Consider the following 14,364-nt stretch of genomic DNA (forward strand, 5'->3'; position numbering starts at 1 on the left):
GCCCGCTCCCACAGGGTTAGGTGTAGGTGCGGGTCAACCGCGCTTGGTCAGGCCCATTTTTGCCCGGCCTTCTCCGCCGGCGTCAGAACACGGGCGCCGAGACGGCTGAGGATTTCCGTGGCGCGTTCGACCAGTTGGCCGTTGGTCGCCAGTACGCCCTTGTCCAGCCAGATGTTGTCTTCCAGACCGACCCGCACGTTGCCGCCGAGCAGTACCGCTTGCGCGGCCATCGGCATTTGCATGCGACCGATGCCGAAGCCGGCCCAGACCGCATTGGCAGGCAGGTTGTCGACCATGGCTTTCATGGTGGTGGTGTCGGCCGGCGCGCCCCACGGGATGCCCAGGCACAGTTGGAACAGCGGGTCGTCGAGCAGGCCTTCCTTGATCATCTGCTTGGCGAACCACAGGTGACCGGTGTCGAAAATTTCCAGCTCGGCCTTCACGCCCAGCTCTTGAATGCGTTTGGCGCCAGCGCGCAGCTGGGCCGGGGTGGACACGTAAATGGTGTCGCCGTCGCCGAAGTTCAGGGTGCCGCAATCGAGGGTGCAGATTTCTGGCAGCAGCTCTTCAACGTGGGCCAGACGGGTCAGCGGGCCGACCAGGTCGGTGTTCGGGCCGAACTCCATCGGGTTCTCGCCAGCGCCGATTTCCAGGTCGCCGCCCATGCCGGCGGTGAGGTTGACGATGATGTCGACGTCCGCCTCGCGGATGCGCTCCATCACTTCGCGATACAGGGCTACATCACGGCTGAATTTGCCGGTTTCGGGGTTACGCACGTGGCAGTGGACCACGGTGGCGCCGGCCTTGGCGGCTTCCACGGCGGCCGCGGCGATTTGTTTCGGGGTGACCGGCACGTGTGGGCTCTTGCTGGTCGTGTCGCCAGCACCGGTGAGTGCGCAGGTGATGATGACGTCGTGGTTCATGAGGCGGTTCCTTACAGACGTGATTAGTCGATTCGCAGCCCTGTCGGGCTGCGAGTCGGTGGTTCAATCGGGTTTATTTGGTGGTCAGTTGCAGGTTTTCAGCGGCGGGCTTGCCATCGAAAGTGGTCACGCCTTCGAGCCAGCGTTGCTTGTCTTGCGGGTGATCTTTCAGCCATTGCTTAGCCGATTCGAAGGCGTCCTTGTGATCCAGCAGAGGCTGCATCATCCGGCTCTCGTCTTCGGCGGTGTAGGTCAGGTTGCTCAGCAAACGACCGATGTTCGGGCATTGCTCTGCGTATTTAGGCGCGGTGACGGTCCAGACCGTGGCCATGCCTTCGTCCGGGCCCAGAGCGTCTTCACTGCCAGTGAGATAGGTCATCTGCACGTTGACGTTCATCGGGTGCGGCGCCCAGCCGAAGAACACCACGGCCTCTTTGCGGCGCACGGCGCGATCCACCGCCGCGAGCATGCCGGCCTCACTGGACTCGACCAACTGGAACTTGCCGAGGCCAAACTGGTTCTTGGCGATCATCGCCTTGATCTGGGTGTTGGCGCCGGAACCTGGCTCGATGCCGTAGATCTTGCCGCCCAGTTCTTTCTCGAACTTGGCGATGTCGGCGAAGGTTTTCAGGCCCTTGTCGGCGAGATACGTCGGTACGGCGAGGGTGGCGCGGGCGTCCTTGAGGCTTGGCGCTTCAAGCACTTTGACCTGCTTGCCATCGACGAACGGCGTGATGGTCTGGGTCATCAGCGGGTTCCAGTAGCCCAGGAACAAGTCCAGGCGCTGGTCGCGGATCCCGGCGAAGATGATTTGCTGGGAAGCGCTGGTTTGTTTGGTGTTGTAGCCGAGGCCATCGAGCAGGACTTGGGTCATGGCACTGGTGGCGATCACATCGGTCCAGTTCACGACGCCCATGCGTACGTTCTGGCATGAAGCAGGTTCGGCCGCCATGACGCTGGCGCTCAGGAAAGCGGTACCGCTGAGTGCAAGAACACAGCTGCTGATCAGTCGTTTCATCTCAGGTTCCTCGGCAGTTCGTTATTGTGGGTCCGGTCGTCTTTGTGCGCCGGTGATGCCAAGTTACGCAGCTAAGGCCCGGTGAAAGCGCACTGCGGCGACCAGCTCTTGCACTGCAGCGACCTGCGCTCTTGAATGCCATCGACAAGTGGCGTATCAACGTCCACACGCTACCCGCCCTCTCGTTACCTGCCAGTCGAGTGCGCTCCATGTCCCAGGATTTCTACTTCTTGTTGATGCCGGGTTTCTCGGCGATTGGATTTATCTCGGCCATCGAGCCGTTGCGGGTCGCCAATCGCTTTCGTGGCGAGCTCTACCGCTGGCACGTGCTCAGCGCGGACGGCGGGGCGGTATTGGCCAGCAACGGCATGTCGGTCAACGCCGATGCGGCGCTGGAACCACTGAAGAAAGGCGCAACGCTATTGGTGGTCGCCGGCTTCGAACCGCTGAAATTCGCTACTCCGGCGCTGGAACACTGGCTGCGCCGCCTGGACAACGAAGGCGTGACCCTCGGCGCCATCGATACCGGCAGCTTCATCCTCGCCGAGGCCGGCCTGCTCGACGGCCATCGCTTGACCCTACACTGGGAAGCCATCGACGCGTTCAAGGAATCTTATCCACAGCTCAGCGTTACCCAGGAGCTGTTCGAGATCGACCGTCGCCGCATTACCTCCGCCGGCGGCACTGCGTCCATCGACCTGATGCTCGACCTCATCAGCCAGGCCCACGGCCCGCAGCTGGCGATCCAGGTCAGCGAGCAATTCGTGCTCGGCCGCATCCGCCCGCGCAAAGACCACCAGCGCATGGAAGTCGCCACGCGTTATGGCATCAGCAACAAGAAACTGGTGCAGGTGATTGGCGAGATGGAGCAGCACAGCGAACCGCCGCTGAGCACGCTTGAGTTGGCTGAGTCGATCAAGGTGACGCGGCGGCAACTGGAGCGATTGTTTCGCCTGCATTTGAACGACACGCCGAGCAATTTCTACCTGCGCCTGCGGCTGGAAAAAGCCCGGCAGTTGTTGCGGCAGACGGACATGAGCGTGTTGGAAGTGAGTATCGCGTGCGGGTTTGAATCGCCGTCGTATTTCACCCGAAGCTATCGGGCGAAGTTTGCGCGGTGTCCGCGGGAAGATCGGCGGCGGTTGGGAGATGGCCGGGAACTGGTCTAAGCGCCGATTTCGACAGCAACAGAAAACCCTGTGGGAGCGAGCTTGCTCGCGATGGCGGTGGATCAGTAGACATCAACTTGTATGACAGACCGCCATCGCGAGCAGGCTCGCTCCCACAGTTTTGATCTGCTTTGGGCGTTACTTCTTCATTAAGGCCGAACAGGCCGCCTTGTAGGCTTCATGCTGATACTTGTTCAACGTACCCGGCAGTTCAAAGTCAAACTTCTTGTTCTGCGCATTAATCGTCTGTGGCGATAGCAGCGTGACCTCGCAATTTTCCAGCAACTGGAAAACGCCTTCGATCTTGAACGTGGTCGGCCCGCCGGCGAATTCGCCTTTCTTACTGCGCTTCTTGATCACGATCCGGTCGATGGAGTTCTCGCGCACGAACGAGGCGACTTGAGCGGCAAAGACTTTGACGTTGGCGGCTTCGTCGTCATCGTCGAGGGCGATTTTCTTGGTGACCAGGGCGACGTGGTTCAGCGCATGACCGTCGAGAGAGGCCACGGCGATGATGGCTTCGCTGCCTTTGATTTCGATGCCGCAGATTTTCATGTAAATCCCTTTCCTTGTTGGTGGAGTGCAGCTTACAGCTCGAGTTGATTGGGCTTGATGCCAAAAGCTGCGGCGATTTTTTCGCGAGTGGCCTTGCGGGGCTTGGCAACAGTCTCCTGCTGGGCGAAGGCCGGTTGGGAGATGCCCATGCGTTTGGCCACTTCATCCTGAGTAAGGTTCAGATGTTCGCGCCAGGCCCTGATGGGTAGGGCACCGTTAACGATGCGGCTGACTACTTCGTGTGGGATCAAGTAATTCTCCATGTTTATGTTTTTACTCCTGCCCAATCGACTCCAAAAACTCCGACCGCTCATCACTCATCCGCGCCACGCAATCATTCTGCGCAATGGTGAATGCCTTGCTACCGCTCGTCGCCGGGAACGCTTCAACCGCGCAGTCCGCATCCCGGGTCTTCAGCCATTGCTGCTGAGAGGCCTTGAGTTTGGCGGTGATGTCGGTCAGTTGCGCCGGGTTCTTGCCGTAGAGCGTTTGCATGCGCTCGGTCAGGCTTTTGAGGTTTTCGCTCAGCAGGTCTTCGGCGGTGGTTCTGCTGTAGGTCGAGCATTCCAGGGTCTGGACTTCGTTTTCGACTTTGTCGCAGGGGTTATCGTCGGCTTCTTCAGCCGCGTGTACGCCGGTCGCTATCAGTGCCAATGCCAGGAAGATCGATTTCATTGCGCCGCCGCCCCTTATTCCAGTAAAGCATCCAGTGAAACATCCAGTAGTGGCGCGAATTCTGGCCCATGCGCAGGCCCTTGAACAGGTGGCTCATGACGTCCGACGACGACCCTTTGTCGCGGATTGACGCTTTCGGCAAACCCCCTGTCGTTTTTGCACCCGGCTGCCCCCTCCCTCAGGCATATGCTGGCCCCAAAGCGCCGGCACACGATTCGGCGCATGAATCGCTAATAGGGGACAGCCTGATGAGCCCAGCCGAATTACACGCCGACAGCATCGTTATCGACGGCCTGATTATTGCCAAGTGGAACCGTGAGCTGTTCGAAGACATGCGCAAGGGCGGTCTGACCGCGGCCAACTGCACCGTGTCGGTGTGGGAGGGCTTTCAGGCCACTGTGAACAATATCGCCGCCAGCCAGAAGCTGATCCGCGAAAACAGCGACCTGGTGATTCCAGTGCGCACCACCGCTGATATCCGCAAAGCCAAAGAGCAGGGCAAGACCGGCATCCTGTTCGGCTTCCAGAATGCTCACGCCTTTGAAGACCAGATCGGTTACGTCGAGGTGTTCAAGCAGCTGGGCGTCGGTATCGTGCAGATGTGCTACAACACCCAGAACCTGGTCGGTACCGGTTGCTACGAGCGCGATGGCGGCCTGTCGGGCTTCGGTCGTGAAATCGTCGCCGAAATGAACCGCGTCGGCATCATGTGCGACCTGTCCCACGTCGGTTCGAAGACTTCCGAAGAAGTCATCCTCGAATCCAAGAAGCCGGTCTGCTACTCCCATTGCCTGCCGTCGGGTCTGAAAGTCCACCCGCGCAACAAATCCGATGAAGAACTGAAGTTCATCGCCGATCACGGCGGTTTCGTCGGCGTAACCATGTTCGCGCCATTCCTGGCCAAGGGTATCGATTCGACCATCGACGATTACGCCGAAGCCATTGAATACACCATGAATATCGTCGGTGAAGACGCCATCGGTATCGGCACCGACTTCACCCAGGGCCATGGCCAGGACTTTTTCGAATACCTGACCCATGACAAGGGCTACGCCCGCCGCCTGACCAGCTTCGGCAAGATCATCAACCCGCTGGGCATCCGCACCGTCGGCGAGTTCCCGAACCTGACCGAAACCCTGCTCAAGCGCGGTCATTCCGAGCGCGTGGTTCGCAAGATCATGGGCGAGAACTGGGTCAACGTCCTCAAGGACGTCTGGGGCGAGTAAGCCACAGCACCTCTGAATCCTTTCCCCCGGCCATTCGTGCCGGGGGCAACACCAAAATTTTTCTGGAGTTAAGTTTCCATGGCCAAGATCGCCCCGCAATTGCCAATCGAAGTCGACAGCGAAACCGGTGTCTGGACCTCCGACGCCCTGCCAATGCTGTACGTACCGCGTCATTTCTTCGTCAACAACCACATGGGCATCGAGGAAGTGCTGGGCGCCGACGCCTACGCCGAAATCCTCTACAAGGCCGGCTACAAATCCGCCTGGCACTGGTGTGAAAAAGAAGCTGAGTGCCACGGTCTGGAAGGCGTCGCGGTGTTCGAGCACTACATGAAGCGCCTGTCGCAGCGCGGCTGGGGCTTGTTCAAGATCCAGGACATCGACCTCGACAAAGGCACTGCCAGCGTCAAGCTCGAACACTCTGCGTTTGTTTATGTGTACGGCAAGGTCGGCCGCAAAGTCGACTACATGTTCACGGGCTGGTTTGCCGGCGCGATGGATCAGATTCTGCAAGCTCGCGGCAGCAAGATCCGCACGGTTGCCGAACAAGTTTACGGTGGCTCCGAAGAAGGCCACGACGACGGTTTGTTCACCGTCAAGCCGTTGTAAGTCGAGGAACCCGCCATGGCTTTCGAAGCAATGTTTCAGCCGATCCAGATCGGCAAACTGACCATCCGTAACCGCGTGCTCAGCACCGCGCACGCTGAGGTCTATGCCACCGACGGCGGCATGACCACCGACCGGTACGTCAAGTATTACGAAGAGAAAGCCAAGGGCGGGATCGGCCTGGCGATTTGCGGCGGTTCCTCCAGTGTGGCCATCGACAGCCCGCAAGGCTGGTGGAAGTCGGTCAACCTGGCCGACGACCGGATCATTCCGCACTTCCAGAACCTGGCCGATGCCATGCACAAGCATGGCGCCAAGATCATGATCCAGATTACTCACATGGGTCGTCGTTCCCGTTGGGACGGCGAGCATTGGCCAACCCTGCTGTCGCCGTCGGGTATCCGTGAGCCGGTGCACCGTGCGACCTGCAAAACCATCGAGCCGGAAGAAATCTGGCGGGTGATCGGCAACTACGCCAGCGCCGCCGCGCGGGCCAAGGCCGGTGGCCTGGACGGCGTCGAGCTGTCCGCCGTGCACCAGCACATGATCGACCAGTTCTGGAGCCCGCGCGTCAACAAGCGTACCGACGAATGGGGCGGCAGTTTCGAGAACCGCATGCGTTTCGGCCTGGAAGTGATCAAGGCTGTGCGCAAGGAAGTGGGTCCGGATTTCTGCGTCGGCATCCGTCTGTGCGGTGATGAATTCCACCCGGATGGCTTGTCCCACGAGGACATGAAGCAGATCGCCAAGTATTACGACGACACCGGCATGATCGACTTCATCGGCGTGGTCGGATCGGGTTGTGACACCCACAACACCCTGGCCAACGTTATTCCGAACATGAGTTATCCACCGGAGCCATTCCTGCACTTGGCCGCCGGTATCAAGGAAGTGGTGAAGGCCCCGGTACTGCACGCGCAGAACATCAAGGACCCGAACCAGGCGACCCGTATCCTGGAAGGTGGCTATGTGGACATGGTCGGCATGACCCGCGCCCACATCGCCGACCCGCACCTGATCGCCAAGATCAAAATGGGTCAGGTCGACCAGATCAAACAATGCGTCGGTGCCAACTACTGCATCGACCGTCAATATCAGGGTCTGGACGTGTTGTGCATCCAGAACGCTGCGACCTCCCGTGAATACATGGGCGTGCCGCACATCATCGAGAAATCGGCTGGTGTGAAGCGCAAAGTTGTGGTGGTCGGTGCCGGCCCTGCCGGGATGGAAGCTGCACGTGTGTCCGCCGAACGTGGCCACGACGTGACCCTGTTCGAGAAGAAAGAATTCATCGGCGGCCAGATCACGACCGCCTCGAAAGCCCCGCAACGGGACCAGATCGCCGGTATCACTCGCTGGTTCCAACTGGAATTGGCGCGTTTGAAAGTCGACCTGCGCCTGGGCGTGGCGGCCGATGCGGCAACCATTCTCGACCTGCGTCCGGACGTGGTGGTACTCGCCGTCGGCGGCCATCCATTCCTGGAGCAGAACGAACACTGGGGCGCGGCTGAAGGCCTGGTCGTCAGCAGCTGGGACATCCTCGACGGCAAGGTTGCACCGGGCAAAAACGTGCTGGTCTACGACACCATTTGCGAGTTCACCGGGATGTCGACCGCCGACTTCCTCGCCGACAAGGGCAGCCAGGTCGAGATCGTCACTGACGACATCAAGCCGGGCGTAGCGATTGGCGGCACTTCGTTCCCGACGTACTACCGCAGCATGTACCCCAAAGAAGTGATCATGACCGGGGACATGATGCTGGAGAAGGTCTACCGCGAAGGCGACAAGCTGGTGGCGGTGCTGGAAAACGAATACACCGGCGCCAAAGAGGAGCGGGTGGTGGACCAGGTCGTCGTCGAAAACGGCGTGCGTCCGGACGAAGAAATCTACTACGCCCTGAAGGAAGGCTCGCGCAACAAAGGCCAGATGGACATCGAAGCCTTGTTCGCGATCAAGCCGCAACCTTCGCTGAGCCAGGCGGGCGACGGCTACTTGCTGTTCCGCATCGGCGACTGCGTGGCGCAGCGCAACACCCACGCGGCGATCTACGACGCGCTGCGGTTGTGCAAGGATTTCTAAGAGCTTGTGGATAACCCTGTAGGAGCGAGGCTTGCCCGCGAAGGCGTCCTGACATTCAACATTGATGTCGGCTGATCCATCGCCTTCGCGGGCAAGCCTCGCTCCTACAGGAATCGGGCAAGGCATCCAGGTAGTTTGGCCTGCAAGACCCTGCGGTCTTTGGGAGCTCCACCATGTTGAACACCCTTCTTCCAATCCTGTTGTTCGCCGCCCTGGGCCTTGCGGTTCTGGGCGCGTTGCGGCGGGTGGCTATGTGGCGCCGAGGCCGGGCTTCGAAAGTCGACCTGATCGGCGGCCTGTTCGCCATGCCCAAGCGCTACATGGTCGATTTGCACCATGTGGTCGCGCGGGACAAATACATCGCCAACACCCACGTTGCCACGGCCGGTGGTGCGGTGGCGTCTATCGTGCTGGCGATTCTGGTGCACGGTTTTGGCCTGCATAACCGCATCCTCGGCTATGCCCTGTTGTTGATGACGGCGGTGATGTTCGTCGGTGCGATCTTTGTGTACCTGCGTCGTCGCAACCCGCCGGCCCGTTTGTCCAAAGGCCCATGGATGCGCCTGCCGAAAAGCCTGTTGGCGTTCTCGGTAAGCTTTTTCCTGTTGACCCTGCCGGTCGCCGGCATCCTCCCGGAAAACTTCGGTGGTTGGGTGGTCGCGGTAATCCTCGGTGTAGGTGTGCTGTGGGGCGTATCGGAATTGTTCTTCGGCATGACCTGGGGCGGGCCGATGAAGCACGCCTTCGCCGGTGCTTTGCACCTGGCCTGGCACCGTCGCGCCGAACGCTTTGGTGGCGGCCGCTCCACCGGTTTGAAACCGCTGGACCTGAACGATCCAAACGCACCACTGGGTGTGGAAAAACCCAAGGATTTCACCTGGAACCAACTGCTCGGCTTCGATGCCTGCGTGCAGTGCGGTAAGTGCGAAGCCGCGTGCCCGGCGTTCGCCGCCGGCCAGCCGCTGAACCCGAAAAAACTGATTCAAGACATGGTCGTTGGCCTGGCCGGTGGCACCGACGCCAAATTCGCCGGCAGCCCGTATCCGGGCAAGGCCATCGGCGAGCACGCCGGTAATCCGCATCAACCGATCGTCAACGGTCTGGTGGATGCTGAAACATTGTGGTCCTGCACTACCTGCCGTGCCTGCGTCGAGGAGTGCCCGATGATGATCGAGCACGTCGATGCCATCGTCGACATGCGCCGTCACCTGACCCTGGAAAAAGGTGCGACCCCGAACAAGGGCGCCGAAGTCCTGGAAAACCTGATCGCCACCGACAACCCTGGCGGTTTCGCCCCGGGCGGGCGGATGAACTGGGCGGCGGACTTGAACCTCAATCTGATGAGCGAGAAGAAGTCGGTCGACGTGCTGTTCTGGGTCGGCGACGGTGCCTTCGACATGCGCAACCAGCGCACCCTGCGCGCCTTCGTCAAAGTGCTGAAAGCGGCCAAGGTCGACTTCGCCGTGCTGGGCCTTGAAGAACGCGACAGCGGTGACGTGGCTCGACGTCTGGGCGACGAAGCCACCTTCCAGTTGCTGGCCAAACGCAACATCCAGACCCTGGCCAAGTACAGCTTCAATCGCATCGTCACCTGCGACCCGCACAGCTTCCACGTGCTGAAAAACGAGTACGGCGCCTTCGACGGTAACTACGTCGTGCAGCACCACAGCACTTACATGGCAGAAATCATCGGCGCTGGCGCCCTGAACCTCGGTCAGCACAAAGGCAGCAGCGTGACTTATCACGATCCGTGCTACCTCGGCCGCTACAACGGCGAGTACGAGGCACCGCGTGAAGTGCTGCGCGCCCTGGGTATCGAGATCAAGGAAATGCAACGCTCCGGTTTCCGCTCGCGCTGCTGCGGTGGTGGTGGCGGTGCGCCGATCACTGACATCCCGGGCAAGCAACGGATCCCCGACATGCGCATGGAAGACATCCGCGAAACCGGCGCCGAACTGGTGGCCGTGGGTTGTCCACAGTGCACCGCGATGCTCGAAGGCGTGGTCGAACCCCGGCCGCTGATCAAGGACATCGCCGAACTGGTGGCGGACGCGTTGCTCGAAGACGCTGCCCCGAGCAAGCCGACCAAACCGGCCCAACGTGAACCTGCGGAGGCCCACTGATGAGCGACATTATCCGCCGCGACCCACGCGCCGAATGGATCGCCCGTAACCGCTTGCACCCGCTGCACGCGGCCATGCAACCGGCGCAACACAGCTGGATGGGGCCTAACGGCGTCATCCGCAAGAATCCCCATGGCATCGGTTTTATCGGTCCCAACGGGATCAAGCGGATCGACCGCAGCGGCGCTCAACAGGGCGGGGCGACTAAACGCTCGGCCGCGGTTGAAGTCCAGTTGCCACTGCATCAAGTGCCTGCACCTGCGTTTTACATCAGCGTGGTGCCGGACATGGTCGGCGGCCGCTTGAGCAGCCACGACCGCGACTTGCTGGGTCTGGCTCATCAGTTGGCCGGTAATGATGGCGCGGTGTTGGCCGTGGTCTTCGGTGAACATAAAGAAAATGCCTTCGCCACCGCTGGCGTCGATCGCTTGCTGGTGCTGGATGGCGACGAATTCAGCGGTTATGCACCGGAACAGCGGGTCCAGGGCCTGCGGGCTGTGGATAACCAGTTCAGCCCGCGTCACTGGTTGCTGCCGGACAGCCGCAGCGGTGGTGGTGAATTGGGTCGACGCTTTGCCGCCGCACTGGGCGAACGCCCGGCCACGCGGGTCTGGCAGGTCAAGGATCAGGAGTGTATCGGTCGCGCCGGTGCCGGTTTGCAAGACCTTGCGCGCCCGGTGGCACGCTTGATTCTGGCTGCCGTCGAATGCGCCGAACCGGTCAGCGAAACCCGTCACGAAGCCTTGCCGGTGGAGTTATCCACAGACGTGGCGCGCAGCTTGTCGCGGATTGAGGATTTGGGTGCGGTGGCGGTCGATCCGGCGGCGATTCCGATGGCCGAAGCCGAGTTCATCTTCTCCGGTGGTAACGGGGTCAAGGACTGGGGACTTTTCCACAGGACCGCCGAAGCGCTGGGCGCTACCGAAGGCGCGTCCCGTGTGGCAGTGGACGATGGCTTCATGGCGCGCGACCGTCAGGTCGGTGCGTCCGGCACCTGGGTCACCGCGCGGGTTTACGTGGCGGTGGGGATTTCCGGGGCGATCCAGCACCTGCAAGGCATCGGTGCCTGCGACAAGGTGGTGGCGATCAACCTCGATCCTGGCTGCGACATGATCAAACGGGCCGACCTGTCGGTGATCGGCGAAAGTGCAGAGATTCTTCAAGCCTTGATTGATGCGGTAGAGGCTTACCGCAATGAAGCCAAGCGCGATGCGGCTTAAGGAAAGGAAAGGGTTATGAGCACGAAAATCATCAGCCTGGTGTCCATCGGCGCCCACCCGACCTCCGGCCGGCCACGTCGTGCGGAGCAAGATGCGCGGGCGGTGGAGCTGGGCCTGCAACTGGCTGGGGATAACCTGCAAGTGCTGCATGCCGGCGACGTCGCGGAACCTGCACTACGCGCCTATCTGGGCATGGGCCTGGAACAGCTGCATGTGCTTGAGCAACCGGAAGGCGCCGATGCATTGCCGGCATTGACCGCGTATTTGCGTGACGCCGGGGCTCAGGTCGTGCTGACCGGCAGCCAGGCAGAAACCGGTGAAGGTTCGGGCATGTTGCCGTTCCTGCTGGCGGAAAATCTGGGCTGGCCGCTGGTGGTAGGGCTGGCTCAAGTTGAATCCATCGACGGTCATTCAGCGTTGGTGCTGCAAGCCTTGCCGCGCGGTCAGCGCCGTCGCCTGAAAGTACGGCTGCCGTTTCTCGCGACTGTGGATAACGCCGCGCCGAAGCCTCGGCAGAGCGCTTATGGCCCGGCCCGACGCGGTGTGCTGCAGGCGGATGAAGTCGAAGTGATCGACGATGAACTGCTGGCGGTTGCCACCCTGCAACCGGCCAAGCCACGGCCTAAACGCTTGAAGGTGATCAAGGCCAAGAGCGGCGCAGACCGGATGAAAGCCGCGACGGCCAAGGCCAGCGGTGGCGGCGGGCAAGTGCTTAAAGGGTTGAGTGCCGAGGCGGGGGCCGAGGCGATTCTCAAGTTACTGATCGAAGAAGGCGTGGTCCGCTAGCGGTCCTGTGGGGGGCGGTAAATGGCAGTAGAGTTTCGTTCGGCTCTGCGCAGTGATGCGCGGGAGATTGCTCGCTTGTTCCAGATTTCGTCAGAGGGTGCTGCGGATTACATCTGGAGCCAACTGGCGCAACCCGGTCAGGATTTACTGGACGTGGGCGCCAGTCGATATGCCCGTGACGACGTGGATTTTTCGTATCAGAACTGCCTCATCGCCGAGGCACAGGGAAACGTCATTGGCATGATGCACAGCTACGTGATGCGTCACGATCCACTGGCGCCTCCAGTGACCGATCCTGTCCTGGCTCCGTACGCCAAGATGGAAATTCCCGACACCCTCTATATTTCCAGCCTGGCGCTCCATGAAGGCTGGCGAAACCAGGGCCTGGGCAAGCAATTCCTCGCCTACGCTTACGACCGTGCCAACCAGCTGGGGCTCAATGGCTTGAGTCTGATCGACTACGCCGTGAACACCGGCGCCCGTCGGTTTTACGAGCGGCATGGGTTTCGTGTCGTCGATACCTGCCTGATTACTCCCCATCCGATGATTCGGGTCACGGGTGAGGCCTATCTGATGTATCGGCCCTAGTGAGCTACATTCCTCTATGAGCTGCTCAGGGGGCCGCAGCGCTAGTTCATAAAACTCGTTTTCAGAATGGGTTGAACATGAAAGCGGTCAGTCGGCGTGAGACATGTCTGATCGGCGGGGTGTATTCAAAGTCGTCTCTGGTGCTGCTTGCATTTTTTATCTGTGCAGCCACCAGTGCGATAGCTGATACCCGGCCGGCAGCTCCGGATTTCTACACATGGTTAGAGACCGAACAGGGACAAAAGGCGTCCTTGGCGCAGCTGAAACAGCAATGCGCCAAGGTGTTGGATGCTGAAAAAAACCTGAATTGTTCAGTGTCTGTTCTCGCCCGAATGTTCGAGGCCAAAACCGCAAACCAGATTCCCGAATACTATCTGGCGATCAAGCGACGTCACGCTCAGGCAATCGCGAATGATCCTGAACTCAACGCAATGTTTTCCATGTTCGGCAACGAATCCCTCGCGACCCTCAGATCGCTCGCCGATTTCTCGGTGAAAAGAACGACGCGGCACGAAGTGCTCGAGATCCATCCCTATGCCAGTGACGGTCACGTGACAGACGAGGTGCTGCCCTACCTCGATGTCAAAGCGGCCAATGGTGTCTCGTCACGCTTCATTCTGGACACCGGCGCGCCACAAACCCGGGTCAACCACGACACCGCGAAGCTGATGGGAATCAGGTTATTAACCGACTCTCACTATGGCTACAGCACGTTTTATGGTGAACGTGACCTGTCTGCCAAACTCGGGATCTTTGAGTCTTTAAAGATAGGCTCAAGCGAGTTCAGAAACGTCCTGGTGTTTGTCAGCGACCGGGAAAACTTATTGGGGCTCGATTTACTCGGTAAGTTGGGGCGTTTGAAGGTCACCAAAAAGACCCTGGCGCTTAACGCCGAACCTCCCGCGCGATGTGATTCGCGAATCACCTATGCGCGCATCGACATCAATCAACGGCTGACTATTGCCGCACGCCTGGATCGTCGGGCCACGCCGGCGATAATCGACACCGGCAATGTTGATTACCTAACGTCTTCCGCGCCGGGCAACTCACCCATTCATGTCACCGATAAGCCGCGTTCCCAAACCTTCAAGGGTGAATTGAGCCTGGCGGGCCATATCCAATCGATCACCTACAACTACTACCCGGACTTTACGATTCCTCCGTCGTTGTTGCTGGGTCAGTACGTGCCTTCGCTTTTGCTTGGGTGGGGGGCATTCAATGACTATGAGTTGAATCTGGATATCGACTCAGGCTGGTCGTGTTTCAACAGGAACTGAGCGTGGTTACCCACAATCCCTGTTAGCGCTTCTGTGGATAACATGTTCGCCCTTCGCTACACCCCATACAGATCAAGCCCTGCAACCCTTCGTACAAAAAACAACCAGCCTAACTTGCG

12 protein-coding genes and 2 pseudogenes are annotated in these 14,364 nt (G+C 60.1%); 9 read left to right on the forward strand and 5 right to left on the reverse strand.

Annotation, left to right across the window (positions count from 1 at the left end; translation table 11 throughout):
* Window positions 1-33 precede the first annotated feature (33 nt).
* Window positions 34-923 (reverse strand): annotated as a pseudogene (locus ABH912_RS22820) (3-keto-5-aminohexanoate cleavage protein).
* A 73-nt stretch (window positions 924-996) separates the two neighbouring features.
* Window positions 997-1,941 (reverse strand): choline ABC transporter substrate-binding protein, encoded by a 945-nt coding sequence (choX, locus tag ABH912_RS22825; RefSeq protein ID WP_429511717.1) that lies wholly within the window; start codon window positions 1,939-1,941, stop codon window positions 997-999.
* A gap of 209 nt (window positions 1,942-2,150) precedes the next feature.
* Between choX and ABH912_RS22830 the strand changes: the two genes are divergently transcribed.
* Window positions 2,151-3,110: a GlxA family transcriptional regulator gene (locus tag ABH912_RS22830; RefSeq protein WP_429511718.1), complete on the forward strand. Its 960-nt coding sequence runs from the start codon at window positions 2,151-2,153 to the stop codon at window positions 3,108-3,110.
* Between the two features lie 138 nt (window positions 3,111-3,248).
* Here ABH912_RS22830 and ABH912_RS22835 read toward each other — a convergent pair whose 3' ends face one another.
* The 3 genes and pseudogenes from ABH912_RS22835 to ABH912_RS22845 form a co-directional block, all read right to left on the reverse strand.
* Window positions 3,249-3,665, reverse strand: a complete 417-nt coding sequence (locus ABH912_RS22835) for a DUF3010 family protein (RefSeq protein ID WP_033060736.1) — start codon at window positions 3,663-3,665, stop codon at window positions 3,249-3,251.
* 32 nt (window positions 3,666-3,697) lie between these two features.
* Window positions 3,698-3,928, reverse strand: a pseudogene (locus tag ABH912_RS22840) (helix-turn-helix domain-containing protein); the annotation flags it as partial.
* Between the two features lie 10 nt (window positions 3,929-3,938).
* Window positions 3,939-4,340: a lysozyme inhibitor LprI family protein gene (locus tag ABH912_RS22845; protein ID WP_429511719.1), complete on the reverse strand. Its 402-nt coding sequence runs from the start codon at window positions 4,338-4,340 to the stop codon at window positions 3,939-3,941.
* A 248-nt stretch (window positions 4,341-4,588) separates the two neighbouring features.
* Between ABH912_RS22845 and ABH912_RS22850 the strand changes: the two genes are divergently transcribed.
* The 8 genes from ABH912_RS22850 to ABH912_RS22885 all read left to right on the forward strand — a co-directional run bounded on the left by ABH912_RS22850 (window position 4,589) and on the right by ABH912_RS22885 (window position 14,245).
* On the forward strand, window positions 4,589-5,566 hold the full coding sequence (locus ABH912_RS22850) for a dipeptidase (protein WP_429511720.1): 978 nt from the start codon (window positions 4,589-4,591) through the stop codon (window positions 5,564-5,566).
* A 78-nt stretch (window positions 5,567-5,644) separates the two neighbouring features.
* Complete coding sequence (locus ABH912_RS22855; RefSeq protein ID WP_008033249.1) at window positions 5,645-6,175, forward strand: DUF5943 domain-containing protein; 531 nt, start codon at window positions 5,645-5,647, stop codon at window positions 6,173-6,175.
* A 15-nt stretch (window positions 6,176-6,190) separates the two neighbouring features.
* The gene (dgcA, locus tag ABH912_RS22860; RefSeq protein ID WP_033060742.1) at window positions 6,191-8,251 is read left to right on the forward strand and encodes a dimethylglycine demethylation protein DgcA; all 2,061 of its coding nucleotides are present in this window, start codon (window positions 6,191-6,193) and stop codon (window positions 8,249-8,251) included.
* A gap of 173 nt (window positions 8,252-8,424) precedes the next feature.
* On the forward strand, window positions 8,425-10,374 hold the full coding sequence (dgcB, locus tag ABH912_RS22865) for a dimethylglycine demethylation protein DgcB (RefSeq protein WP_429511721.1): 1,950 nt from the start codon (window positions 8,425-8,427) through the stop codon (window positions 10,372-10,374).
* The gene (locus tag ABH912_RS22870; RefSeq protein ID WP_429511722.1) at window positions 10,374-11,594 is read left to right on the forward strand and encodes an electron transfer flavoprotein subunit alpha/FixB family protein; all 1,221 of its coding nucleotides are present in this window, start codon (window positions 10,374-10,376) and stop codon (window positions 11,592-11,594) included. The genes dgcB and ABH912_RS22870 overlap by 1 nt, the downstream gene beginning before the upstream one ends.
* Window positions 11,595-11,609: 15 nt before the next feature.
* The gene (locus ABH912_RS22875; protein ID WP_429511723.1) at window positions 11,610-12,380 is read left to right on the forward strand and encodes an electron transfer flavoprotein subunit beta; all 771 of its coding nucleotides are present in this window, start codon (window positions 11,610-11,612) and stop codon (window positions 12,378-12,380) included.
* A 21-nt stretch (window positions 12,381-12,401) separates the two neighbouring features.
* Entirely contained in the window at window positions 12,402-12,968 is a 567-nt protein-coding gene (locus ABH912_RS22880) for an N-acetyltransferase family protein (protein ID WP_429511724.1), read from the forward strand.
* Between the two features lie 77 nt (window positions 12,969-13,045).
* A complete protein-coding gene (locus ABH912_RS22885) occupies window positions 13,046-14,245 on the forward strand; it encodes a retropepsin-like aspartic protease (RefSeq protein WP_429511725.1) in 1,200 nt (399 codons plus the stop codon).
* The last annotated feature ends 119 nt before the right edge of the window (window positions 14,246-14,364 follow it).

It is taken from the genome of Pseudomonas sp. BT76 TE3572 (assembly GCF_050435365.1).
Lineage (GTDB): Bacteria > Pseudomonadota > Gammaproteobacteria > Pseudomonadales > Pseudomonadaceae > Aquipseudomonas > Aquipseudomonas fluorescens_W.

Coding starts and splice junctions, on each gene's coding strand:
- ABH912_RS22845 (WP_429511719.1), bottom strand. CDS start 4,340: ATGAAATCGATCTTCCTGGCATTGGCACTGATAGCGACCGGCGTACAC.
- choX (WP_429511717.1), bottom strand. CDS start 1,941: ATGAAACGACTGATCAGCAGCTGTGTTCTTGCACTCAGCGGTACCGCT.
- dgcA (WP_033060742.1), top strand. CDS start 6,191: ATGGCTTTCGAAGCAATGTTTCAGCCGATCCAGATCGGCAAACTGACC.
- ABH912_RS22885 (WP_429511725.1), top strand. CDS start 13,046: ATGAAAGCGGTCAGTCGGCGTGAGACATGTCTGATCGGCGGGGTGTAT.
- ABH912_RS22835 (WP_033060736.1), bottom strand. CDS start 3,665: ATGAAAATCTGCGGCATCGAAATCAAAGGCAGCGAAGCCATCATCGCC.
- ABH912_RS22880 (WP_429511724.1), top strand. CDS start 12,402: ATGGCAGTAGAGTTTCGTTCGGCTCTGCGCAGTGATGCGCGGGAGATT.
- ABH912_RS22870 (WP_429511722.1), top strand. CDS start 10,374: ATGAGCGACATTATCCGCCGCGACCCACGCGCCGAATGGATCGCCCGT.
- ABH912_RS22830 (WP_429511718.1), top strand. CDS start 2,151: ATGTCCCAGGATTTCTACTTCTTGTTGATGCCGGGTTTCTCGGCGATT.
- ABH912_RS22850 (WP_429511720.1), top strand. CDS start 4,589: ATGAGCCCAGCCGAATTACACGCCGACAGCATCGTTATCGACGGCCTG.
- ABH912_RS22875 (WP_429511723.1), top strand. CDS start 11,610: ATGAGCACGAAAATCATCAGCCTGGTGTCCATCGGCGCCCACCCGACC.
- ABH912_RS22855 (WP_008033249.1), top strand. CDS start 5,645: ATGGCCAAGATCGCCCCGCAATTGCCAATCGAAGTCGACAGCGAAACC.
- dgcB (WP_429511721.1), top strand. CDS start 8,425: ATGTTGAACACCCTTCTTCCAATCCTGTTGTTCGCCGCCCTGGGCCTT.